General features: G+C 54.6%; 19 protein-coding genes. 6 read left to right on the forward strand and 13 right to left on the reverse strand.

The genetic code is table 11. The features are described from left to right. Positions 1–37: 37 nt before the first annotated feature. Complete coding sequence (locus tag ACO2Q8_RS20915; protein ID WP_423346803.1) at positions 38–709, forward strand: Uma2 family endonuclease; 672 nt, start codon at positions 38–40, stop codon at positions 707–709. Positions 710–801: 92 nt separating this feature from the next. Here the strand turns inward: ACO2Q8_RS20915 and ACO2Q8_RS20920 are convergent, their stop codons facing one another. After that, positions 802–1,242 (reverse strand): WapI family immunity protein, encoded by a 441-nt coding sequence (locus ACO2Q8_RS20920; RefSeq protein ID WP_423346804.1) that lies wholly within the window; start codon positions 1,240–1,242, stop codon positions 802–804. A gap of 390 nt (positions 1,243–1,632) precedes the next feature. Here ACO2Q8_RS20920 and ACO2Q8_RS20925 point away from each other — a divergent pair, with 390 nt between their 5' ends. Together ACO2Q8_RS20925 and ACO2Q8_RS20930 are read left to right on the forward strand one after the other, a co-directional pair. Continuing rightward, complete coding sequence (locus ACO2Q8_RS20925; RefSeq protein ID WP_423346805.1) at positions 1,633–2,010, forward strand: response regulator; 378 nt, start codon at positions 1,633–1,635, stop codon at positions 2,008–2,010. A gap of 65 nt (positions 2,011–2,075) precedes the next feature. Beyond that, positions 2,076–2,840 (forward strand): MBL fold metallo-hydrolase, encoded by a 765-nt coding sequence (locus tag ACO2Q8_RS20930; protein ID WP_423346806.1) that lies wholly within the window; start codon positions 2,076–2,078, stop codon positions 2,838–2,840. A gap of 28 nt (positions 2,841–2,868) precedes the next feature. On the opposite strand, the gene ACO2Q8_RS20935 is transcribed toward ACO2Q8_RS20930, so the two are convergent. Both ACO2Q8_RS20935 and ACO2Q8_RS20940 read right to left on the reverse strand, forming a co-directional pair. Further along, complete coding sequence (locus ACO2Q8_RS20935; protein WP_423346807.1) at positions 2,869–4,119, reverse strand: AGE family epimerase/isomerase; 1,251 nt, start codon at positions 4,117–4,119, stop codon at positions 2,869–2,871. Positions 4,120–4,162: 43 nt separating this feature from the next. Continuing rightward, positions 4,163–4,423 carry a hypothetical protein gene (locus ACO2Q8_RS20940; protein ID WP_423346808.1) on the reverse strand — a complete coding sequence of 87 codons (261 nt, stop codon included), beginning with the start codon at positions 4,421–4,423 and terminating at the stop codon, positions 4,163–4,165. 90 nt (positions 4,424–4,513) lie between these two features. Between ACO2Q8_RS20940 and ACO2Q8_RS20945 the strand changes: the two genes are divergently transcribed. Further along, positions 4,514–6,112: an NFACT RNA binding domain-containing protein gene (locus tag ACO2Q8_RS20945; RefSeq protein ID WP_423346809.1), complete on the forward strand. Its 1,599-nt coding sequence runs from the start codon at positions 4,514–4,516 to the stop codon at positions 6,110–6,112. A 99-nt stretch (positions 6,113–6,211) separates the two neighbouring features. After that, the gene (locus ACO2Q8_RS20950) at positions 6,212–8,857 is read left to right on the forward strand and encodes a DUF7133 domain-containing protein (protein ID WP_423346810.1); all 2,646 of its coding nucleotides are present in this window, start codon (positions 6,212–6,214) and stop codon (positions 8,855–8,857) included. Between the two features lie 119 nt (positions 8,858–8,976). On the opposite strand, the gene ACO2Q8_RS20955 is transcribed toward ACO2Q8_RS20950, so the two are convergent. The 3 genes from ACO2Q8_RS20955 to ACO2Q8_RS20965 form a co-directional block, all read right to left on the reverse strand. After that, positions 8,977–9,417 (reverse strand): VOC family protein, encoded by a 441-nt coding sequence (locus ACO2Q8_RS20955; RefSeq protein WP_423346811.1) that lies wholly within the window; start codon positions 9,415–9,417, stop codon positions 8,977–8,979. A 121-nt stretch (positions 9,418–9,538) separates the two neighbouring features. Beyond that, complete coding sequence (locus ACO2Q8_RS20960; protein WP_423346812.1) at positions 9,539–11,551, reverse strand: M1 family aminopeptidase; 2,013 nt, start codon at positions 11,549–11,551, stop codon at positions 9,539–9,541. Between the two features lie 3 nt (positions 11,552–11,554). Then, complete coding sequence (locus ACO2Q8_RS20965; RefSeq protein WP_423346813.1) at positions 11,555–12,238, reverse strand: DUF4230 domain-containing protein; 684 nt, start codon at positions 12,236–12,238, stop codon at positions 11,555–11,557. A gap of 101 nt (positions 12,239–12,339) precedes the next feature. Here ACO2Q8_RS20965 and miaA point away from each other — a divergent pair, with 101 nt between their 5' ends. Beyond that, positions 12,340–13,257, forward strand: a complete 918-nt coding sequence (miaA, locus tag ACO2Q8_RS20970) for a tRNA (adenosine(37)-N6)-dimethylallyltransferase MiaA (protein ID WP_423346814.1) — start codon at positions 12,340–12,342, stop codon at positions 13,255–13,257. Here the strand turns inward: miaA and ACO2Q8_RS20975 are convergent. From ACO2Q8_RS20975 to ACO2Q8_RS21005, 7 genes are all read right to left on the reverse strand, one after another. Continuing rightward, positions 13,245–13,625, reverse strand: coding sequence for a type II toxin-antitoxin system VapC family toxin (locus tag ACO2Q8_RS20975; protein WP_423346815.1), 381 nt, complete (start codon positions 13,623–13,625; stop codon positions 13,245–13,247). The two genes, miaA and ACO2Q8_RS20975, sit on opposite strands and share 13 nt — an antisense overlap. A 3-nt stretch (positions 13,626–13,628) precedes the next feature. Then, positions 13,629–13,859: a hypothetical protein gene (locus ACO2Q8_RS20980; RefSeq protein ID WP_423346816.1), complete on the reverse strand. Its 231-nt coding sequence runs from the start codon at positions 13,857–13,859 to the stop codon at positions 13,629–13,631. Between the two features lie 253 nt (positions 13,860–14,112). After that, positions 14,113–15,378, reverse strand: coding sequence for a polysaccharide pyruvyl transferase family protein (locus tag ACO2Q8_RS20985; protein WP_423346817.1), 1,266 nt, complete (start codon positions 15,376–15,378; stop codon positions 14,113–14,115). Between the two features lie 28 nt (positions 15,379–15,406). Beyond that, entirely contained in the window at positions 15,407–16,696 is a 1,290-nt protein-coding gene (locus ACO2Q8_RS20990; protein ID WP_423346818.1) for a polysaccharide pyruvyl transferase family protein, read from the reverse strand. Next, the gene (locus ACO2Q8_RS20995; protein WP_423346819.1) at positions 16,696–18,018 is read right to left on the reverse strand and encodes a polysaccharide pyruvyl transferase family protein; all 1,323 of its coding nucleotides are present in this window, start codon (positions 18,016–18,018) and stop codon (positions 16,696–16,698) included. The genes ACO2Q8_RS20990 and ACO2Q8_RS20995 overlap by 1 nt, the downstream gene beginning before the upstream one ends. Positions 18,019–18,039: 21 nt before the next feature. Next, positions 18,040–19,482 carry a RagB/SusD family nutrient uptake outer membrane protein gene (locus ACO2Q8_RS21000; protein WP_423346820.1) on the reverse strand — a complete coding sequence of 481 codons (1,443 nt, stop codon included), beginning with the start codon at positions 19,480–19,482 and terminating at the stop codon, positions 18,040–18,042. 15 nt (positions 19,483–19,497) lie between these two features. Next, complete coding sequence (locus ACO2Q8_RS21005; RefSeq protein ID WP_423346821.1) at positions 19,498–22,890, reverse strand: TonB-dependent receptor; 3,393 nt, start codon at positions 22,888–22,890, stop codon at positions 19,498–19,500. Positions 22,891–22,939 lie beyond the last annotated feature (49 nt).

Genomic DNA, 22,939 nt, shown 5'->3' on the forward strand with positions numbered 1-22,939 from the left:
AGCGGTTTTTTCGTATTTTTATCGAAACGAATGTTGTATGATTACGAACCGGGTTGCGGATTTGTTGGAAGCGCCGGACGCCAGACTGGTGATCGAGCGGGCGCAGGCGATTCTGGAGAATGAAGCCCAGCGCCGGAAAGCGTTCCGGGAATGGCTGCGCGATGATGTCAAAGCCGAATTCATCAACGGCGAAGTGGTGATGCACTCGCCGGTGAAGCGGAGACATCTGGAAGCGACCAAGTATCTAGTGAACCTGCTCCAGAATTACGTCACGATTCACGGCTTGGGAGAAGTGGATTTTGAAAAGGCGCTGGTTTCTCTCAGCCGAAATGACTACGAACCGGACATTTGTTTCTGGAATAAAGAAACAGCCGCCCTGTTTCATGACGATCAGATGGAACACCCCGCTCCGGACCTGATCGTGGAAGTGCTTTCCCCAACGACGGTTGGCCGCGACAAAGCAACATCCGTTGGGGGCATTAAATTCGAAGATTATGCCGCCCACGGCGTCCGGGAATACTGGATCATCGATCCGGTTCGGCAATCGCTGTTGCAGTATAAACTGGACGAAGCGCTGATGGCGTTTGAAGAGCACGCCGTGCTGTTCGTCGGTGATACCCTTGAAAGCCTGACCGTGACGGGTTTTCGGATTCCGCTTCAGGCGGTTTTTGACAAAGATGTAAACCTGGCTGCCTTGCAGAATATTTAGGCCACGTAGCTCAGTTTTTTGTTCCAACCCATCTCATATGGCCCGGTTTGCTTCCGCGGTGGCCGTTCAAAAAAGTGGCCGGAAAACCGCCTTTAGTCGCGCACCGGAAACCGGTTGAGTTGGCCTTCCAGATCCTGAATGGCCTGCTGCAATTCGTCAGTATTCGGATTGACCGACAGCCAGAAAGGCTTAGCACTGTCGTTGTACCAATCGGGCGTTGCTTCCTGATCCAGCTTGATGCCGAACGCGTACCCGTTTGCATCCGTTGCCGAGGTCGTAAAGCCCAGGCAGGGCTCGACAAACGACAACCGGGGTGAAAGTTGACGTTGGGCTACAACCGACCGCATCCACTTAATCAGTAATTCGATTTCCCAGGTCGACAGCAACGGGGCCGTCGTCGTGCAAACGTAGTTCTTATACCGGGTTTTCAGGCTGATCAATAACCAGTTACGATCCATGAAATACTGTGAATCGCTGTACTCATAATCCAGTATATCCAGTTCAAAGGAAGACTCGGGGCCTGTTAATTTCATGGGTCAGAGGATTAGTCGAACTGCCAAAACAGGTCGGAGTATTAATCAGTACAAACTCGCAGAGCATTTAGCACGGGGCAGCTATGATGAAGGAAGGCCGGGTTAGCAGAGGAAGCTGGAGGTCAACGTCTTATCGATAGCCAAATTCGCAGTACCGGTGTATCATACTGCTTAAGCATAGTAAAAGTACAAAACTCCCTGGATTTTATATTAATTCTATGTTAAAATATTTCCGGATTGCAAAATTATTCAGACTCACTGCCTTACTGCCAGAGAAATCGCACGAATTGGGGCAGTAAACGAACATTTTTTTTGTGTTATTGGAATAGTCGTTAATTTCACCTGTCCAAACTTCTGTGAAGATACTATTCACCACAAGCCATTGACTTTATGTCTACCAAACGCGTACTGATTGCCGAGGATAGCTCCGTTATCCAGAACCTAGCCCGCAAAATTCTTGAGTTCCAGAACTACGACATTACCTCCGTCAAAAATGGCGAGCAGGTGCTGCAAATTCTGGAAAAAGAGGATTTCAATATCATCCTGCTGGATATCAACATGCCGATCATGGATGGGATGGAGTGTGTGCGCCGGGTTCGGGCGCTGTCCGATTCGGAAAAAGCCAATATTCCCGTCGTTGCCATTACCGGAAACGCCAAAAACTATACGGAAGAAGAGTTCAAAACCGCCGGTTTCAACGACGTACTCGTCAAACCGCTGAACTTCGACCGGCTGGTGGAGGTGGTCAATCAGCTTACGGATAAATAATTAAGGAGAAATGAAGCGGGGAAGAAACCCAATTTTCCTCCCCGCTCCCCTCTGGCCTTCTCCTTATGGTTGTTACGCTACTCGGAACCGGAACATCCTCGGGTGTCCCCCTGATCGGCTGTACATGCGAGGTCTGCCGCTCGATCGACTTCCGGGACAAGCGGCTGCGGACCGCCATCCACCTGGCCGTCGACGGCAAAAGTTTTGTGGTAGATACCGGCCCCGACTTTCGGCAGCAGATGCTACGCGCGGGCATCCGTCGGCTCGATGCGGTTTTGTTTACCCACGAACACAAAGACCACACCGCCGGACTGGATGAGATTCGAGCCTACAATTTTCTTCAACAACAGGATATTCCTGTCTATGCCCACCAACGGGTGCTGAACCAGCTCCAGGCCGAATTTGCGTACATTTTTGCCGAGAACAAGTATCCCGGCATTCCGCGTTTACGGCTCCACGAAATCGAGAACGAAGCCTTTGAAATTGAGGAAGTTCGCTTTACACCCATCGACGTTTTGCACCACCGGTTGCCGGTTTTTGGGTACCGGATTCATAATTTCACGTACCTGACTGACTTGAATTACATTTCCGACGAAGAACTGGAGAAGGTCTACGGTACGCAGATTCTGGTGCTGGACGCGCTGCAAATCGAACCGCATATTTCCCACTTCACGCTCGACCAGGCCATTGCACTCGTCGAACGCATCCGGCCCGAGCAAACCTACTTCGTGCACATCAGCCACAAACTCGGCCTGCACCGCGAAGTCGAGAAACGGCTCCCACCCTCCATCCGGCTCGGCTACGACGGCCTGAAAATCGAGCTGGACTGACCCTCTGCCCTTCCCCCTCTGCCCACTGCTACCCCAGCCGGTCCACCATTTCAATGCAGGCCCGGCCGTTGTGGTACGGACATTTCCACATACTAATTTTGCTATTGCCCAGCACTTTGTGGTTTTCGTCGATGCCGCTGTACCACTCGCCGTTTTTGGTATCCAGCAGGTACGTCTTGATAAACTCCCAGGTCTTCAGCGACTTATCCAGAAACTGTTTTTCCTTTGTCAACTGGTAGGCATTCATAAAACCGACCATCGCTTCGGCCATCACCCACCAGGAGCGTTCGCGGTTTACGTGATTTTCTTTCGGGTCGTATTCGTAGTTCATGCCGCCGTCAGGCTCCAAACCAGTCGCGGCAGCCCGCGCCATCTTGACCGATAACGCCTTGATTTTCTTCACCAACGCTTCGTCGTGCAGGGCTTCGGCCGATTCGACCAGCAACCAGGACGCTTCGATGTCGTGGCCGTACGAAATGGCCGTCCGCCGGATTTTCCAGTCGTCGTCCAGGAACAGGTTCATCCGGTACGTCTTCGGATCAACAATATACTTCACAAACACGTCGATCAATCCGTGAATCTGTTTGTTCAGACCGGGATCGGGCCAGGCGCGGTACAGGTTCGTGAAAGCCTCCAGAATATGGAGGTGGGTGTTCATGGTTTTGGTTTCCTGATTGTCCTTTTTGCTGATGACAAACTCATCGGCCAGGCCCGACCAATCACGGGTCAGGCACTCGTAAAAACCGCCCCGCTTCGGATCGTAGGCGTGGGCAATCATTTTTCCGTAAATCTCTTTGGCAAAATCCAGGGCAGGCTGGTGTTGGGTCGCCCGGTAATACTCGCTCAGGCCGTAGATCGCAAACGCCTGGCCGTATTGCTGCTTGAAGGTTTGCAGCGGCTCACCCTTGTAATCAACCGACCAGTAGACCCCACCGTTTTCTTTGTCGCGGAAGTGTTTGTCGATGTATTTGTAAGCTCGTTCGGCGTAAGGCAGGTACTCGTCGTGCTGGGTGTGCCGGGCGGCTGCCGCAAACGTCCAGACGATGCGGCTGTTGAGTACGATGCCCTTGGCGGCATCCGTTTTCGGCACGTTCTGGTAATCGACCTGCCCGTAATAGCCTTCAATCGGATCGGGGCCGTATTTTTGCCAGTAGGCCAGAATGTCTTTCAACTCCTGGCTGAGTTCCAGTCGGGTTGTCCGCAGATCGAACATAAGGGAAAAAGGAATATCGAATAATGAATAACGAATAATGAAGTGTTTTCCGGTTTCGATATTCATTATTCGCTATTCAATATTCGCTATTTTTTACTTCTTCAACAACTTACTTTCCCGAATCACTGCCACTCCGCGAGCCGCTATGGCTGCTGTGACCGCTGCCCCCGCGTTCGTGTTGGAGTTCAGACTTGGTTTTATCCGTATGATCTTCGTCGGGGCCTTGCTTGGTCTTATCCTGATTGCTCCGCATCTTTTCCATGTTGGTCGACATGGCCGACGTATCCCGTGCTTCGTAGTCGCGGGTTCGCTTCGAATTGCCCTGTTTGTCATTGGAACCCGGTTGGTCCACTGTCTTATTGTTTGCCATGACCTTCGGTTAATTTGATGATAAAGGTTAACGACCGGTTTTCGGAATTGTTCGGATGTGTAAGTTTGCGAACCGAAACCGATTTCGCCCGTGCACACCAATTTTTACTTCCTCCGCCAGCTTGCCCCAGCCCTCGAACCGCAGTTGACCGGCCTGAAATTCATGGAATGTTTCAGCCAGGACCGCGACGAACTGGTGCTGGTGTTTGCGCAGGCCCGGGGAAAGGTCAATTTTTACCGGCCGTTTTTTATAAAAGCAACCCTACGGCCCGACTTTTCCGGTTTGCTGTTTCCCGAAACCGTCCAGCGCGCCCGCCAGAACAGCGTCGATCTGTTTGAGGAATGGTATGACCGCGACGTGCTGGCCGTTCGCTCGTTTCTGAACGAACGCTGTCTGGGAATTACGCTCAATGGTGGGGTTACGCTTCTGTTCAAATTCTTTGGAAACCGCCCGAACCTGCTCATTTTTTCGGAAGACACCGTCACGGATTTATTCAACAACAGACTCGTTTCCGACGCGCAACTACGGCTTTCGGCCCTCGACCGCCCGCTGGATCAGTCCTGGGAAGCCTACGAACAAAGCGGTTTTGACCACCGGAAACTGTATCCGACCTTCGGAAAACTCGTCAATGCGTACCTGGACGATCACGGCCTCCGCGAAAAAACCGCCCCCGAGCAATGGGCACTGATTCAGGAAACCGTTTGGCAACTGGAAAAACCGCCTTTTTACCTCACTACCTTCCAGCACAAACCCACGCTCTCGCTCCTGCCCTACGGCGAAATTCGCCAGGAATTTACGGACCCGATTGCCGCCAGCAACCGGTTTTATTCGGCCTTCATGGGGCAGAATACGCTGGAACGCGAGAAAGGCGAGGCCCTGCGACTCCTGGAAAAACGACTGAAACGCACCCAGGCCGCTATCGACATGAATCTGCAACGGCTGATCGGCCTTGATGAAGCGGTGAAGAACGAGGAAATTGCCAACATCCTGATGGCAAACCTGCACCAGATTCCCGAAAAACCGGTTTCGCGCTCGCCCGAGGTGGTCGAACTGGAGGATTTTTACCGGAACACGCCCATCAAAATCAAGCTCAAAACCGAGCTGAGTCCGCAGAAAAACGCCGAGCATTATTACCGGAAATCCAAGAACGAGAAAATCGAAACGACGCTGCTGCAACAACAACTCGAAAACCGGGAAGCCGAAATCCGGCAGCTTCAGCAGCAACTCGACGCCATCCAGCCCATCGAGTCGTTGCGGGAACTGCGCAAATACCTCAAAAACAACCCGATTGGTGAAGAAAAAGCCGCTGATGGAACCGCCCCGCTCTTCAAGCAGGTCATTTACGAAGGTTTTGTAATTCTAATTGGCCGGAACGCCAAAAACAACGATCTGCTCACGCAGCAATACGCTTATAAAGACGACCTCTGGCTCCACGCCCGCGACGTGCCCGGTTCGCACGTGATCATCAAGTATAAAGCCGGAAAACCGTTTCCGAAAACCGTCATCGAACGGGCCGCCGAACTCGCGGCCTGGTATTCCAAACGCCGGACGGATTCGCTGTGCCCGGTGATCGTAACGCCCAAGAAGTTTGTCCGAAAACCGAAAGGCCTGGCCGCCGGACAGGTGAAAGTGGAAAAAGAAGACGTGATTCTGGTTGAACCGAGGGACGAAGGCGCGCAGCGGGCGTAAGGCAATTCTCCGAATTTCCCTTTTATTTATCGGGTGCGTAACCGAAATTCGCGGAGGATTGTGCCGCTTCGCACGGAAAACCCTTTCAACCAACCCGCTATGTTAAAGATTTCCCTGAGTTTCATTTACGCTTTTCTGATCCTGGTTAGCCTGTTTCGACCCACTAAAACCGTTGAAACAGAACCGGTTCGGACGGCCCCCGTTCCCAAGGCCCGGCTGGTGCCGGAAGGCCCCGACGACATTCGGTTTACCAACTTCGCGGGTCCGGACCTGACGCCTAGTCCGGCCTGTCTGGCGGTGGCTCCCACGGGCGAAGTGTTCGTCGGCGTCGACATGATGGGCTCGCTGGGCAAATCACCCGGCAAAGGCTACATCCTCAAATTGATCGATAAGGATAACGACGGCAAAGCCGACCAGCACACCAAATTTGCGATGGTCGACAACCCGCGCGGGATTCTGCCGGTTCGGGATCAGGTGTTTGTGCTGCACACGACGTTCTCGAAAGAAACCGGCAAAGCTACCGGCATGGACCTGGTGGTGTTCGACGACGCCAACCAGGACGGCGTGGCCGACGGTCCTTCCAAACCGCTGATCCAGAACATTAGCTCACCCAAATTTCTACAGAGCCGGGGCACCGACCACTCGACCAACGGCATCCGGATGGGTATCGACGGCTGGATTTACATTGCCGTGGGCGACTTCGGGTTTCACGATGCCGTCGACCGCAGCGGTAAAAAACTCACCATGCTCGGCGGAGGAATCGTGCGGGTCCGGCCCGACGGTACCGAAATGGAAATTTACACCCACGGTACCCGGAACATTTACGATGTGGCCATCGACCCGTTCATGAACACCTTCACGCGGGATAATACCAACGACGGCGGGGGCTGGAACATTCGGTTTAGTCACCACATTCAGTCAGGCGAATACGGCTATCCGGTTCTTTTTAAGCACTTTACGGAAGAAATTATCCCTGCCCTGGTCGACGTGGGTGGCGGCTCCGGAACGGGTTCTTTCTACCTGGACGAGCCGACCTGGCCCGCGAAGTATAACCGCGTGCCGATGATGGCCGACTGGGGTCGCAACCAGTTGTACATCCACCGCGTGACAGCCGACGGAGCCAGCTACAAGCAGAAAGAAGAGGAATTTATCAAACTGGCCCAGATTACCGACGTGGACGTGGATGCCTCGGGCCGCATGTACCTGGCCGCCTGGGACGGTGCCGGATATACGGGTAGCCCCAGCAAAGGCTTCGTCGTGCGGGCAACCCCGGCCAACTGGAGCTTCCAACCGTTTGAAAGCCTGAAAAAAGCGTCGATCAAAGAGTTGGGGAAAGGGCTTCAGTCGGCCAGCGCCGTGACGCGACTGGCGGCTCAGCAGGAATTGCTCACGCGTCCAGTCAAACAGGCGACCAAAACCGCCTGGGATATTGCAGCCGATAAAAACCTGTCGAAGGAAGCCCGGATTGCCGGGATGTACACCTACGCGCAAGCCGCCGGGGAAGAAGGTATCGCGAATCTGGTGAAGCTGACGGCCGAAAACGACATGCGGGAATACGCCCTGCGGGCCATCAGCGACCGAAAACCGTTCCTACCCAAAGCCCCCATTGAACCGTTCTTGCAAGGATTGAAAGACGGTTCTGAACGCGTTCGGGTAGCCGCCACCATCGGTTTAGGGCGTCTGGGTCGGCCAGAAGCGGCTCCGGCCCTGTTGCAGACTACAGTTCCGGCTTCGTTTGTGTCGCCCGCCAAAAACACGGAAGGCCCCCACGCGACGCCGAATGCCGCGATTGTTCCGGCCCACCTGGCGGTTCGGGCGTTGGTCAGTCTGAACGCGGTCGATGCCTGTGTAAAGGCCATTGGCACCGAACAGTCGACGCTGGCGCTCTGGGCGTTGCGGTACATGCACGACCCGAAAGCCGTCGACGGTTTGCTGTCGGCTTACCAACAGACCAAAGACGAGAAGCTGAAAAAGGAGATTCTGACGACAGTGGCCCGGTTGTATAAGAGAGAAGCGCCCTACGACGGTTCGTGGTGGTGGAGCACCCGGCCCGATACCCACGGCCCGTACTACAAAGGCATTACCTGGGAGTCGTCGCCCGCCATCGAGAAGTTCCTGAAAACGGAATTTGCGCAGGGGGGTGAAGCAGGACAACCCTTCTTTGCCGACCTAAACAGCCGTCTGCGGTTGGAAATCGCCGAATTTGGAAGCGATGAAGTCGTGGCGGCCAAGGAGGAAGTGAAAGTAGATCTGGAGAAAATCCGGAACCAGAAAGGGCAGATTGGCAAATCGTCGATTGAAGATGTGATGTTGGCGATGGCTAAAATCAAAGGGGATGCGGTGAAAGGGAAAGCCCTTTTTGCCCAGCAGGGTTGCATTGCCTGCCACAGCCTGTCGCGCAACGAACCGATGAAAGGGCCGTTCATGGGCCAGATTGGCTCGATCATGAACCGCGAGCAGATTGCCGAATCCATCCTGAAACCGAACGCGTCGATTTCGCAGGGCTTTTCCACGGTCCTGATTACGGCCAAAGGCAACAAAAGCTACACCGGTTTTGTCACGGAAGAATCGGCGACCAAACTGGTGCTGCGCGATATTACCGGCACCGTTACAACGCTGAAAGCCAGCGACGTGCTGAGCCGGAAAGAAATGGAAACCTCGATGATGCCGTCTGGCCTGGCCGACGCCCTGTCGTACGAAGAATTCGCGTCACTGATCACGTTCCTGTCGGAGCAGAAGAAGTAATAAGTTCTCAGCATCTCCACCGGCACCGGCCGCCCGGCCCAACCCCCTGAAGGGGGCTCTTGTTACCGGATTCTAGAAGCCCCCTTCAGGGGGTTGGGCCGGTGCCGGTGAAAAAGTCCTTATTTTTTCTTCTGGTTCAACTCAAACAAATACCCGTCCGGGTCGGGGAAGTAGATTTGCACGACACCATCAAAACGGACCTGCTTGTGGAACTTGACATTATGCTGCGTCAGGAACTGCTCGGATTTGGCAATATCGTCGACGAACAGGGCAAAGTGGCTGCCGTCTTTATCGTGCGTGATGGTTTCCGTGCGGCCCGCCAGCAGGTGAATCTGCTGCCCGTTGCCAATGTCGAACCATGACCGGATGGCTTTCAGGTTGTCGGGGACTTCAATCGGTTTTAACCCTAAAATCTCGCGGTAAAACTTGGCGCTAGCCTGAATGTCTTTAACGTGCAACGCCAAGTGGTTATGCCCAACGATGCCGAGCGACGGCGGTGGCGTTTGTGAAAAACCGGCCTGAGCGGCTAGTAAAAAAGCACACAAAAAGAGTTGTTTCATTTTTGGGAAGGTTGTTACACTGGGTTAATCAGAGGGCATCAGGGTTTATCAGGGAAGACTCTGATAACCTCTGATGTTCTCTGATTAACCCAGTGTAACAACTTACTTTTAAATTCTACACCTAGTTAACAATCAGGACGGTCTTCGTCAGTCGCCGGTCGCCGGTGGTGATCGTGAGTTGATACCGCCCGGCGGCCAGTTGCCCGACTTGCCAGGAAACCGTATGCCGTCCGGTAGTGTAAAGCCGTTCGGCGCCCGTAACTACTTCCTGCCCCGCCAAATTGGTGAGCGCCAGCCGCCCGGTAAAGGGTTGAGCCACCTCGATCTCCGCCGTCAGTTGCTCGCGGGCCGGATTGGGAGCCACCGTCAGTTGGGTTGCCAAAACTGGCTCGTTCACCGCCGTGATGATTTCGGCCACTTCGACCTGCTTCAGAATCCAGTTGTCGGGGTCGATTTGCACCTCCGTCGGTTGGCCTTTCACGGTAAACTCCACCGTCTGGTCGGCTCGGTTGTTGAAAACCGTCAGCAGCGTATCGCCCGCAGCGGTTCGGATTCTAACGGGTACCGGCATCGTGAAAAACGTTGGATTGGCTGTGCTGGTGCTTTGTTCGAGCCGGAGTTGCACCCGGTATTGGTTGGTCTGGCCTGCGATGGCCCCGCTGCTCCACCGGACGCGGTAGGTCGGGTAGTTTTCGCCGTAAATCCATTGATTGAAAAAATAGTCGAGCGACTGCCCGTACACCCGCGACGCAATGGCAACAAAATCCTCGGTGGTCGCTGTGCCGTAAGCCAGGGGCGAATTGGCGTAAGCCCGGACGATTTCCTTGAACTTCAGATCACCCACCACGCCCCGCAGCATGTGCAACACCACAGCGCCTTTGTAATACGTCCGGTTTGAATTGAAAATCTGATCGGCATCCGATATATCCTTTACATACAGACTACCCTGTGCCCGGCGGGCCAGAAGCATGTACGTATTTATGTAACTGTTGTAACTGGTAGCGCCATTGAGGGCTTCCCGGTACAGCACTTCGGCGTACGTCGCAAAGCCCTCGTTCAGCCAGATGTGCTCCCAGGTCCGGCAGGTAATTTTGTCGCCAAACCACTGGTGTGCGAGTTCGTGCGCCATGATGTCTGTATTGAACGCCCCCATCGAGCTAATCGTCTGATGTTCCATGCCCCCACCCCAGCCAAACTGCGCGTGGCCGTATTTTTCCTTCAAAAACGGATAAGGCCCGAAGTAGTCCGAAAAGACATCCAGCATGGCCGTCGTCTGGTCGAGCGTTCGCCGGAAATTGTCGGTCAGGGCTTCGGGATATACGTAATGGGTGACGGGCATCGATTCGCCGGTAGGAGCCCTAAAAACCTGTTCATGCAGCGCATAATTGCTCATCGCCACCGAGATCAGGTAGTTGGCAATCGGGTAGCGGTTTCGCCAGCGGTAGGTGCGCGTGCTGTCGGCGTTGTCGAGGGTTCGCTCCAAAACGCCGTTCGAAACCGACACAAACAGTTTCGGAGCTGTAATCCAGACATCCGACGAATCAGCTTTGTCGGCCGGGGTATCTTTGCACGGGAACCAGTCGCGGGCGCCGTAGGGTTCGCTGAGGCTCCAGATCACCGGTTGCCGCTGCGAACCGTGCGTGCCGAACACAAAACTCCCCAGTCCGCTGGCATCCGGTTTTCCCTGGTAATACACCGTGACGGCCAAACTCTGCCCATTGCCGAGCGGTTGTGCGAGCGTAATCCGGAGTTGATTGTCCTGCTGCGAAAAGCTCAGCTTCTGCATGCCGGTTTTCACTGAATCCACTTTCAGGCTGGCACTCAGGTCCAGGTAAAATCGGCTCAGGTTGTCGCTCACGCTTTTCAGCCCGACTGTGGCCGCTCCGCGCAGGTAGTTAGGCGTATACGTGATGTTCAGGTCGAGTTTGTAATAAGTTACGTCAATCGACGCATCGCCGGGGTACTGAATTCGGGCCGACCGGTTGGCTTTGCCCAGCGTGCCGAAGTAATTCAGGCGGGTGTGCCGACAGGCCGCAACGCCTTCGTCGGCTTGTTGAGCTAGGGCCGAGAAACCGCCCATTATCAGAAAAATGGCAAAAATTGCCTTGATTGGGGCAGTAAACCATGTCTTCATCCGTTAGTTCTCCTCGTCTAAGGCATCGCCCGGCAGGGCTTTGGGTTCAGCTTTCAGGGTATCGTACTGCCGGGTCAGTTCATTTAGTTTGCGTTGTTCGGCTTCGGGAAGTTCGAGTTGCCAGCCCATCGAATCGGCCAGTTGGAACATCATGAACTGAATCTGGTTGTTGGCGATCCGGGGCAGATCGCTCTCCAGCGCCCGGTCGAGCATGGTTTGCTTCGATTCGTCCAGCAGTCGGGTGTAATCCTCGCTTCGGAAATGATTCAGATACCCCGGATCGATGTCGTAAAATTTGTAATCCGTATCGATCGACAACACTTGCGGCTCCGGGAACGACTCGATGACCAGCTTTTTCTCTCCGAACCCGGGTTGCCGAAACCGCACCTTCGCAAAATCGAACCCGACCAGCACCTTGGCCTTCGCAATGATTAACGCTTTTTTGGGGTCGTTTATGAAATACAGGTACTTCTTCTCGTCCTGATAACTCAAAATTTCGGTAAAATACCCTTCGGCCATCACAACCTTGAACACCTTCTCGATGCGGTCCAGCAAAACCGTCGACTCTTTCCGGATCACTGTGGTCGGATTGTCTTTCTTTTTTCGCCACCAGTTCGTTATTGCCACTCCGCCAAACCCGCCCAGCAGCAGCGTAACCAGCACTAATAATGTATTCGATGACTCCATAGACGAGTTGGATAGTTGACGAAAGGTACAGACTTTTGCAGTCTCACCAAACAGGGTTCGGTTATTGTTAAGACGCCCAAAATTGCATTTAGTTTCTCCTTATGACGAATAAATTGCTGCTGGTGGTAGCCGGGCCGACCGCCGTTGGAAAAACCAGTCTCTGCGTCCGGCTGGCGAAGGCACTGCAAACCGAGGTGGTATCGGCCGACTCCCGGCAGTTGTACCGCGAACTGACCATCGGCACGGCCAAACCGACGCCCGACGAGATGCAGGGCGTCCGGCATTATTTCGTGAATTCGCACAGCATTCTCGAACCGGTCAGCGCCGGGCAATACGAACGGGAAGCCCTTTCGGTGCTTGATGTGTTGTTTCAGGAAAAGGACGTAGTGATTCTATCGGGTGGAACCGGGTTGTACATCAATGCTGTTTGCTTCGGACTAGACGATGTGCCACAGGCCGACCCGGTTTTACGAACGGAGCTGATGACCCGACTCGAAGCGGAGGGGCTCGGCCCCTTGCAGCAGCAAGTCCGCGAACTCGACCCGGTGTATGCCGAAACCGCCGATCTGCAAAACACGCAGCGGGTCATCCGGGCGCTGGAAGTGATGCTGAGTTCCGGAAAACCGTTTTCGTCGTTCCGGAAACAGGCGACGGAGGGTCCGGCGTCGCGCCCGTTCCGGACGGTTTTCGTCGCCCTCGACCGCCCGCGCGACGAACTCTACGACCGCATCAATCGCCGAATGGACCAGATGCTGGCGCAGGGGCTGGTCGACGAAGCCCGCTCGCTCCTGCCCTACCGGGATTTGACAGCCCTGCAAACGGTTGGCTACAAAGAGGTTTACGGTTTTCTGAACGGCAACTACGATTACGACGAAATGGTCCGGCTGCTCAAACGCAACTCCCGGCGCTATGCCAAACGCCAGCTCACCTGGTTTCGTCATCAGGGCGATTATCAGTGGTTCGGCGCGGAGGATTTGGAGGGGATTTTAAGGCTGGTAACAACTCATCACCACTCGTAAGGATTGGCAGCCATTAACCCTTCAATTTTCCTAAAATCGCTCGTATTTCGGGTTAGTAACGTGAAACCATGCACAATAGCCGTAGCCGCAATGATGGCATCGGGCAGTTTTATTTTGTGGCTTTTGCGGATTTGTATGGTTTGCCAAGCAACAACTGATGACAAATTAAATGTTTCGGCAAGTTCAATGAATGCCTCATTCTGAGCGTCCACCTCATTATTCCCTGTGTTAAACCCGAGTACTTCAATCCGGGAAATTATCGAGATAAAAAACCCATTATTGACAACCTCGTGCATTCTCAGCATCGAAGAAACTGGCAACTTCCCAGCCAGGTAATCGATAATGATGTTAGAGTCCAGCAAATACATACACTAAAACCGTTCCCATTCGTTTCTGGATTCTTCTACATGCTTCTGCATGGCTTCTGCGACATCATGCGGTAATGTTCCGGCAAAATCCGACGGCTTTTGTTTACGGGGTGAGACGGTTTTTTCCAGAAGCTGAAGATCCTGGTGTTTGGCTTTGAGCGATTCCCACTCTTTGATGGGTATTACAACGGCCGTTGGTTTGCCGCTTGCATCTGACAGATATTGTAAGGCCATCGTGAAATTTGTTTTAACAAGTCACAAAATAAACGAAATCAACACACCCGGCAGTTCAAAAACTTTGCTGGTTTATTATCAGACGCTAATCTTTCTTGGATTAATGTACTTCAACGTGGGTAGTTTCTTAAAATCCTTATAATTATCTGCCAGAATTGCTTTAAAGTCTTCTGATTGGTAAGTTCTATTTCAATCGTTTCCATAAAACGCATTTTAGATCCCAAATCAAAAATACAAAATTCAGGCCCGTTTATCAAACGTTCCGTTTCACCACGGCTATCGTTTCCCGCATCCGCTGCTCGACAACCTGCTTCGCTTTGGCGGCTTTTTCGCGGGCGGCTTTGGGATCTTTGGCCATCGCCAGCACCACCGGCACAATCCGCGAAACGTCGCCAGGAACGTCCAGATCGAATAGCCATTCTTCCAGGCCAATGTCTTTCCACATGGCCCCTTTGCTCGTTTGTTCTTCAAACCGGCAGACGATGGCCGGAATGCCGTGCGCAATGCACATGATGGGCGAATGCATCTCGATACCAAACAAACCCGCCGACCGCCGGTACGTGCTGACGGCTTCGTCGGTCAGCCAGTAGTGATCCCGCCACACCACCTTCGCCTTCACGTCGTCCGGCAGCGGATCGTAGAGCATTTCCTTTCCAATCCGCACCTGGGTTTCGTTTTCGGGCACAAGCAGGATTTTCAGAGGTGTCTGTCGCACGACAGCGATGATGGCGTCGCGGATGGGCCGGTTGTCCTGCTCTTTCATCTGCTCATTCCGGGCGTGCTTCCGGGGATTGACGGACTGCTTTTTCTGCGGCAACTCCCACCAGGGCGAAAACCGGTATTGGGGAATAACACAGAGAAACTGGCCGGTTTCCAGACCGTGCTGCTTCAGAAAAGTGTCGGCGGATGAGTCGTCGCAAACATCTACGGCAAAAGCGCCGTCGGGCGTAAACTCCATGATGGGACAATTAACCCCTTTCGACCGGGCAAACTCCAGCGAAACCGAATCCCGGAAATAGGCGAAACGCGCTTTACTGATTAATTCCACATCAGCCGGATTGAAGGCCCAGCGATCGTCCGGAAAACCGTAGACGCCGGGCCAGGTGATGCCGTAAATGCCGTACGGTTTGCCCGTCTGGTTCCACTGCTCGATTTCTTTTCGCCCCACCAGCGACGGCCCCGAACCGTGCAGCATAAACACACAGTCTGCGATGGCCTTTGCTTTTTCCTGCGGGGTTTTCAGAATAATCAGGTTCGGAAACCGCCTGCGCAGCATCTCCTCCACGCCGTTGCCCACGTTGGACGGCCACAGGCGGACTTCAACTTCGGGCAGGTATTTTTCCAGCAAGGTTAACACCCCGGGCGTATGAGCGATATCGCCGATATTTTCCGTCTGCCACGACGACCGGAGAATGATCGATTTCCGGGCTGGCAACACCGTTTGAGCCAATGCCGGTAGGCTGGCGACCAGTCCCGCCAGCGACGGCATGTGCTTCAGAAACTCCCGACGGTTTTGCATGAAAGATGTTTTGAGGTTCAAAAAGGAATCAGGCTGGTAGGTTTTTCTTCAAAATACCCATCGTTTCCCGTTGCCGCCGTTCCACGAATTGGCGGGCTTTGGCAGCTTTGGCCCGGGCGGCTTTAGGGTCTTTGGCCATCGCCAGCACCGCCGGAACGATACCGGCCCGGTCTTTTTCGTTGTCGACATCAAACAGCCAGTCGTCCAGGCCAATATCGCGCCACATAAAGCCTTTGCTGGTCTGTTCGGCAAACCGGCAAACAATCGCCGGAATACCGTGACCGATACACAGGATGGGCGAGTGCATTTCCAGCCCGAACAAACCCACCGACCGCACGTAGGTACTGACGGCTTCGTCGGTCAGCCAATAGCGGTCCCGCCAGACTACGTTTGCCTTCACATCATCCGGCAGCGGATCATACAATAGTTCTTTCCCCAATTTAACCTGCGTTTCGTCTTCCGGCACAATGAGAACTTTCAGACCCGTCTGCCGCACCACGGCGATGATAGCATCGCGAATCGGACCGTTGTCGTGTTCGCGCATGGCCTGATTCCGGGCGTTTTTTCGTTCGTCAAACGGCGTTTTTTTACTCGGAATCTCCCACCAGGGCGTAAACCGCTGCCGGGGAATCACGCACAAAAACTGGCCTTCCTGCAAACCGTGTTCTTTCAGGAAGGTTTCAGCCGCCGAATCGTTCCGAAAATCCACCGCAAAAGCACCATCGGGACAAAATTCCATTACCGGACAGGTCACGCCAATTTCTTTGGCAAGCCCCAGCGACACCGAATCGCGGAAGAGCGCAAACCGGGCGTTGCTCAGCAGGTCGACATCCAGCGGATTGGCCTTAACCACGGCCTTGGGATCGTCGCTGTATACCCCCGGAAACGTGATGCCGTACACGCCGTACGGTTTTCCGGTTTCCTTCCGCCAGCGGGCCACGTCGTTGCGCGCCACCAGCGATGGCCCGGAGCCATGCAGTAGAAAATCGCATTCCTTCAGCGCGGCCGCGACTTCCTCCGGTGTTTGGACGATCAGGAGCTTCGGAAACCGGCGCTTCAACAGTTCATCGACACCATTGCCCACACTCGACGGCCACAGGCGTACCTCCGCATCGGGCAGGTAGTTTTCGAGCAATGTCAGCACCCCGGGCGTGTGGCCGATGTCACCTATGTTGACGGTTTGCCAGGACGAACGCAGCAGGATTTTCTTCGGAGCGGCTGCCAAACCGGAACGGCCTATGGCGGCAAAAAACGCAGTCAGATAGGCCGTTTGCCGTAAAAAACTGCGTCGATTCGGCTTGTAGTTCAAGGTAGACATTAGCTGGTTAATTTGATGTTTTTACGAATGACCTGCATACCCGCCTGCTGCCGTTCGGCTACAAACGCCATCGCCTTGCGGACCTTCTCTTTTGCCGACGGGTAATTCTGGTGGATTTTCAGAACCTGCTCCGTCATTGCCGATGCCGGAGCCGCATCGATGTCGAACAGCCACTCGGGCAGACCAATGTCGCGGAACATCCAGCCTTTGCGGCCGTGTACCAGCGGACGGGCGTGGACCACCGGCACCCCCAGCGCCAGTCCCATAATCAGCGAATGCGGCTCGATACCGAACATCGAATGGGCTCGGGCGTAAACCGACAGGGCTTCATCGGCATTCCAGAACGAATCGCGCCAGACAACCTTGCTCTGAATATCAGCCGGAAGCTGGTCGTAGACGCCGGTTTTGGCCTGGACCACCTCTTTACTGACTTCCGGAGCCAGTAACACCTTCAGACCGGTTTGGCGCACCCAAGTTGTGATGAGTTCGCGAACTTTTCCCAGCCGCTGCCGGTCCTGCTCCTGCTGCTCGGACGTCGGCTGGGCCGGATTCAGGGCGCTCCCTCCGCCTTTATCGTAGATGTGTTTGGTGTTGGTCCGGATCACGACGACCAAAAACTTCCGGTCTTCCAGGCCCGATTTTTTTAGGTAAGCGACACCCCGTTCCTCGTCGCGCACGTCGATGCCGAAGCAGCCATCCGGCCCAAACTCCAGCACCGGAGATTTGAAATTATTCTCTTTCAAAAACTTCCGGGATTCGTCGTCGCGGGTATAAATAAAAGCCGCCCGGCTCAGTACATCCCGGAAAACCGGCATGGCCAGATGGGCAAACTTATCGAACGACTGGCCGTACAACCCGAACGGAATACCCCGGTCGAGGCAATAATAATAAGGCGTCAAACTTGCCATCGTGTTGGGCCAGTCGTACCCGAACAGGCCGTAGTTATGCACCATGCCGGAGTTCCAGATGAACAGACTAGCCTTGTCAAAAGCATCCTTCAGCTCCCCCTCAAAAGGCTTGTCTCCGTTGTAAAAGTCACCCCGGACAAGGCGAACGCGGGGAAAATTCCGGACGATGATTTTTTCCGTTTCAGGCCGGGGAGCCTGGTGCCAGAGCAGAATTTCGGCTTCAGGAACGTAGCGTTCCAAAAGACGGAGTGTTCCCGGAGTATGGCCCTGGTCGCCGATGTTGTGATCGTTCCACGACGACCGGAGCAGGATAACCGGTTTTTTCGCAGCCGACACGAACGGCAAGCGGGTCGACACGGACGTAGCCGCGAGAGTCAGGGAAGACAATTTCAGAAAGTCCCGGCGGTTTTGCATGGGTCTGTCAGGGTTTATAAATCAATAGCCCGGATTTTGCACTAGTTTCGGATTCACATCCATATCGTTCTGCGGAATCGGCAGCAAAACATGGAAGGGCTGGATGGTAGCATTGCGGTTGAAACTATTTTCGGCTTTGACCGCATCCACCAGTCGTCCGGTGCGCACCAGATCGTACCGGCGGCTGTTCTCGAAAACCAGCTCCAGCCGACGTTCGAGCCAGACGGCTTCTTTAAAACTCTGGTAGTTCAAGCCCGCCAGCGGGTCCAGACCAGCCCGCGTCCGCACGCGGTTGAGGGCCGCGTAGGCGTCGGGCGTCGGGCCGTTGTTGGCTTCATTCAGCGCTTCGGCGTAGATCAGCAGCACATCGGCATAGCGCAAAACCGGTCGGCTGGTGCCTTCTCCCCCGTTGGTCTTTGCGGTTTTATCCCAGAATTTCTGAAATGAAATCGCCTTCGTAAAGTCCGGATCAGTGATGGATAACTGCGTGGTTACGTTGTTGAATGTATATGAGGTGATGAACGTGACGGCTTTGCGCTGGTCTTTGGCCGAATACAAATTGTACAAAGTGGCCGTCGGGCGGGCAATCCCGGCTCCACCTCCCGGGTAAATCGGAGCCGACCGAACGCCAAAACCGCGACCTAACCCATGTCCACGAACGTCGGTCAGGTATTGCACCTCAAAAATATTCTCCTTGCCCCCACGCGCCGAGAGCGCAAAGGCATCGGCAAAATTGGCGTAAAGATCATACACGCCGAGGTCGATCACTTCTTTGGCCTTGGCCGCAGCCTGCGGCCAGAAGGGTGAATCTTTCGTTGCACCAGCGCGGGTCAGGTATACTTTCGCCAGAATGCCCTTGGCCGCCCCCTGCGTCGCCCGGCCCGATTCATTGGCGGGGTACGTTTTGGGTAAAACGCTTTCGGCTTCCTTCAGATCCTCCTCAATCAGCGCGTATACCTCCTCGACGGACGCCCGGGGAACTTCCAGGCCTTCCAGCGAAGTTGTCTCCTTCGTCACCAACGGCACACCGCCGTATAGCTGGACCAGCGTGAAATAGTGCAACGCCCGAAGAAATTTGGCTTCCGCAACATACCGTTTTTTCAACATCTCGTCCATCGGAATGCCGGGGAGCCGGTCGATGACGGTATTCGAGCGGTTGATGCCGGTATAGGCACCGGCATAAAACGTAACGAGTGAATTCGCGGGGGTGATGTTATACCGCCAGAGCAGCGGCCGATCGGCGGCACCCGTCAGAAACGGTATGGCATCGTCGGTGGTGGTCAGGTCCAGGTTTGGGTCCGGGTTGCTGATGACCGCGTAACAGGCACCGAGCGCGGCTTTGGCATCCTCGGCGGTTTTGTAATAGGTTACGTTGGTCAGGTTAGTGACCGGCGACAAGTCGAGCTGGCTTTCGCAGGCCGTTGCCAGGATTGCCAGGATTGGTACGATATAGTTTATTTTCATGGCGTTACGAATGGGTTAGAGTTTCAGATTGATCCCCAGCAGAACGGTTTTAGCCGCCGGATACGCGCCATAATCAAGCCCCTGGCTAAGCGACGAACTACCGTACCGGTTTACTTCCGGGTCCAGGCCACTGTAGTTGCTGATTGTCAGGTAGTTCTGGAGCGCGACGTACACCTTCAGCGAACTCACCGACATCGGGTTCAGCCACCGCTTCGGCAGGTTATAGCCCAGCGAAATGTTTTTGAAGCGCAGGTACGATCCGTCTTCGACGTGCAGGCTCGACAACAGGCGCGAGCCACCGGCCGCGTTGGCGCGCGGAATCTCGTTGGCTGGGTTAGTGGGCGTCCAGCGGTTCAGCGCCCGGGCCGACAGGTTGTTGCCACCCGTCATGTTCAGCAAATCGAAGGTGCCGTAGTTCAGGATTTCGTTGCCGTAGCTCCCCTGCACAAACACATTGAGATCGAAGCCTTTGAATGAAAACGTGTTGTTGAAGCCTCCAAAAAAATCCGGGTTGGCGTTGCCGATGATGTCGCGGTCGTTGTCGTTGATGACCCCGTCGTCGTTTCGGTCCACGTAGCGCAGATCACCCGGTTTAGCGGTTTTTTGCGCGGAAGCATCAACTTCGCCCTGATTCTGGAAAATACCATCGGTGATCAGACCGAAAAAATTGCCCAATGGGCTGCCGACCCGCAGCAAAATCGGATTCTGCGCCGTGTTGTGAATCGTGGCGTCGCTGCCGGTCCGAAACTCCTGCCGACCGTCGAGCCGCAGCACTTTATTGCGGTTGAAGGTGATGTTGAACTCCGACGTCCAGCGAAAACCGTCGTGATCGATGTTGATCGTAGTGAACGAAAACTCCAGACCGTTATTCCGGACGCTGCCGATGTTTTTGAGCGTCGTCGAAAAACCCGAAGACGTTGGAACACCTACGTTGAACAGCAGATCGGATGTGGTTTTGATGTAATAATCCGCCGAAATCTGGACCCGGTTGTTGAACAAACCCACATCCAGGCCCGCGTCGAACTGCGCGTTTTTTTCCCAGCGCAAGTCCGGGTTGGCAATACCCCCCGTCGCCGAACCCGTTTGCAGAACGCCCCCGAGTACGTAAGGTGCCGCATTGATATTTGCCAGAAACCGGTAGTTGCCGATTTCCTGGTTGCCCGATAACCCGTAGCTCAATCGCAATTTGGCATCCGAAAGTACCCTGGTATTTCTCAGCCATTGTTCGTTGGCAATTTTCCAGGCCAGCGCTCCGGACGGGAAAAAACCGAATTTGTTGTTCAGACCGAAACGCGATGAGCCATCCCGGCGGGCCGTGAATGTCAGCAAAAACCGGTCGTCAAAACCGTAGTTGACGCGGGCGATGTACGAGATCAGCCGCCAGTCGTCGGCATCGGAACTCGGTGGCACGAGCGTAGAGCCTGCGCCGAGGTTGTTGTATTCGGCAAAATCATCGGAAAAGGTGTTGGCCCGAGCAGTGGCGGTTTCGATGGTCTGGCCCTGAATGGTGTAACCCAGCAGGGCGCTGAGGTTGTGCTTGGGCGTCAACTGGCGGGTGAAATTCAACGTATTTTCGTTCAGCCAGTTGATGTTCTGCGTATTGGCTACAGAGGCACTACCCCCCAGGCTGGCTCCGGCAATGGCCAGCCGCGTGATGTAACTATTGGTTTTGGTGGCCAGCAAATCCGTGCCAAAACTGGTTCGAAAGGTTAAGCCTTCGATGATTTTGTAATCGGCGTAGGCATTGGCCAGCAGCCGGATCACGGAGTTTTTATTCCTGAATTCGTCGGTCAGCGCGCGGGGGTTATCAACGGCCAGGCCGTTCAGCGTTCCCTGGTTTTTATAATAACTTCCGTCGGCGTTGTAAATCGGGAAGGTTGGCGAATAACTCAGGGCTGCGCTGATAATCCCGCCCCCGGCGTTGCCATCGACCTCGGTACGGGCATTGTTACCGGTGGTGTAAGCTCCCTGCATGGTCAACCCGACTTTCAGCCGCGAGGTCACGTCGTTGTCCAGATTAGCCCGCAAGGTGTACCGGTTAAAATCCGAATTCCGAACAATGCCCTCCTGCCCGAAATACCCAAATGAAATCGCGTACCGGGATTTTTCGCTGCCGCCTAAAACCGACAACTGGTGGCTTTGAATGGGTGCTTTCTGCAACACGGCATCCTGCCAGTTGGTGCCTTCACCCAGGGTGTTGGGCAACGGGCGGTCGGCGGTGCTGCCGTCGAAGTACGGTTTGGCTCCCGCGTTTGTCTGCGCTTCGTTGACGAGTTCGGCAAACTGCCGGGCATTCAGCAACGGCATAGTCCGGCGAACCGTCTGCGTTCCGTAGTACCCATCGTAGCTGATCACGGCTTTTCCGGCCTTGCCACGCTTGGTTGTCACCATCACGACGCCGTTTGAACCACGTGACCCGTAGATAGCCGTTGCCGATGCATCTTTCAGAATTTCGATCGATTCAATGTCATCGGTATTGATCGAATTAAGGTTGCCGGTCGGAAAACCGTCGATGACGTACAGTGGGTCATTCCCGGCATTGACCGAACCCGAACCGCGAATCCGGATGGTGGAACCGCCCCCCGGCCGGGCCGAATTGGACACCACCTGCACGCCCGCAGCCCGGCCCTGCATGGCGCGATCGAGCGAGGCAATGGGCGTGGCTTTGATGTTGCTTTCGCCCACCTTGGCGACGGAGCCGGTCAGGTCGGATTTCTTGACGGTTCCGTACCCGACCACCACCACCTCATCCAGATTCTTATTGTCGGTTTTCAAGGTAAGATCCAGGGTTGTCCGGTTTCCGACGGTCAGCTCCTGTGTTTGAAACCCAACAAAGCTGAACACCAGCACGGTTTGCTCACCGGGAACCGCGAGCCGATATTTTCCTTCGGGATTGGTCGTGGTTCCCCGTTGCGTGCCTTTGATCAGCACGCTGACGCCCGGCAAACCTTCGCCTTTTTCGTCCGTGACAGTTCCCGAAACCGTTAGCTCGGCGGGCATCTCGGTTGAATGGATGGGAATCGGGAGCGACAATCGGCCCGACTCCTCGGTACGGAACAGCGCAATCTGGCGTCCGGACACTTCATACCGGATATTCAAGGGAGTCAGTAACTCGTGCAGGGCTTCCCGAAGCGTCAGATAGCGGTTTTCCAATGTCACTTTCCGGCTGGCCTGAATTTCGCGCGGATTATAGACGAACAGGACTTTGGTCGTCCGCTCAAGTATTGCCAAAGCCGCCTTCAGGCTGGTGGTTTCGGCCTTGAGCGCAATCCGCTGCTCCAGCACTTCCTGCCCATGCGCGGTATGGGCGTAGGTGGCCCCCATAAACAACAGGGTCATCAGCAACTGAATAACCGAAAGTTTCATGAGTGCCTTAAAACCGACGTGCTTTTGATAGAAATGGTCCATGAGAAAGAGGGTTTGCTCATGGATAGCAGTAATATCGCTCCGATACTGG

The sequence above is a fragment of the Larkinella sp. VNQ87 genome (genome assembly GCF_049445795.1).
Lineage (GTDB): Bacteria > Bacteroidota > Bacteroidia > Cytophagales > Spirosomataceae > Larkinella.

What these genes read in the sequence shown, in the direction of transcription:
- miaA (WP_423346814.1), top strand. Translation starts at nt 12,340, where the DNA reads ATGACGAATAAATTGCTGCTGGTGGTAGCCGGGCCGACCGCCGTTGGA.
- ACO2Q8_RS20955 (WP_423346811.1), bottom strand. Translation starts at nt 9,417, where the DNA reads ATGAAACAACTCTTTTTGTGTGCTTTTTTACTAGCCGCTCAGGCCGGT.
- ACO2Q8_RS20975 (WP_423346815.1), bottom strand. Translation starts at nt 13,625, where the DNA reads ATGTATTTGCTGGACTCTAACATCATTATCGATTACCTGGCTGGGAAG.
- ACO2Q8_RS21005 (WP_423346821.1), bottom strand. Translation starts at nt 22,890, where the DNA reads ATGGACCATTTCTATCAAAAGCACGTCGGTTTTAAGGCACTCATGAAA.
- ACO2Q8_RS20985 (WP_423346817.1), bottom strand. Translation starts at nt 15,378, where the DNA reads ATGCAAAACCGTCGGGAGTTTCTGAAGCACATGCCGTCGCTGGCGGGA.
- ACO2Q8_RS20940 (WP_423346808.1), bottom strand. Translation starts at nt 4,423, where the DNA reads ATGGCAAACAATAAGACAGTGGACCAACCGGGTTCCAATGACAAACAG.
- ACO2Q8_RS20950 (WP_423346810.1), top strand. Translation starts at nt 6,212, where the DNA reads ATGTTAAAGATTTCCCTGAGTTTCATTTACGCTTTTCTGATCCTGGTT.
- ACO2Q8_RS20980 (WP_423346816.1), bottom strand. Translation starts at nt 13,859, where the DNA reads ATGGCCTTACAATATCTGTCAGATGCAAGCGGCAAACCAACGGCCGTT.
- ACO2Q8_RS20925 (WP_423346805.1), top strand. Translation starts at nt 1,633, where the DNA reads ATGTCTACCAAACGCGTACTGATTGCCGAGGATAGCTCCGTTATCCAG.
- ACO2Q8_RS20920 (WP_423346804.1), bottom strand. Translation starts at nt 1,242, where the DNA reads ATGAAATTAACAGGCCCCGAGTCTTCCTTTGAACTGGATATACTGGAT.
- ACO2Q8_RS20960 (WP_423346812.1), bottom strand. Translation starts at nt 11,551, where the DNA reads ATGAAGACATGGTTTACTGCCCCAATCAAGGCAATTTTTGCCATTTTT.
- ACO2Q8_RS20915 (WP_423346803.1), top strand. Translation starts at nt 38, where the DNA reads ATGATTACGAACCGGGTTGCGGATTTGTTGGAAGCGCCGGACGCCAGA.
- ACO2Q8_RS20965 (WP_423346813.1), bottom strand. Translation starts at nt 12,238, where the DNA reads ATGGAGTCATCGAATACATTATTAGTGCTGGTTACGCTGCTGCTGGGC.
- ACO2Q8_RS20990 (WP_423346818.1), bottom strand. Translation starts at nt 16,696, where the DNA reads ATGTCTACCTTGAACTACAAGCCGAATCGACGCAGTTTTTTACGGCAA.
- ACO2Q8_RS20935 (WP_423346807.1), bottom strand. Translation starts at nt 4,119, where the DNA reads ATGAATATCGAAACCGGAAAACACTTCATTATTCGTTATTCATTATTC.
- ACO2Q8_RS20930 (WP_423346806.1), top strand. Translation starts at nt 2,076, where the DNA reads ATGGTTGTTACGCTACTCGGAACCGGAACATCCTCGGGTGTCCCCCTG.
- ACO2Q8_RS21000 (WP_423346820.1), bottom strand. Translation starts at nt 19,482, where the DNA reads ATGAAAATAAACTATATCGTACCAATCCTGGCAATCCTGGCAACGGCC.
- ACO2Q8_RS20995 (WP_423346819.1), bottom strand. Translation starts at nt 18,018, where the DNA reads ATGCAAAACCGCCGGGACTTTCTGAAATTGTCTTCCCTGACTCTCGCG.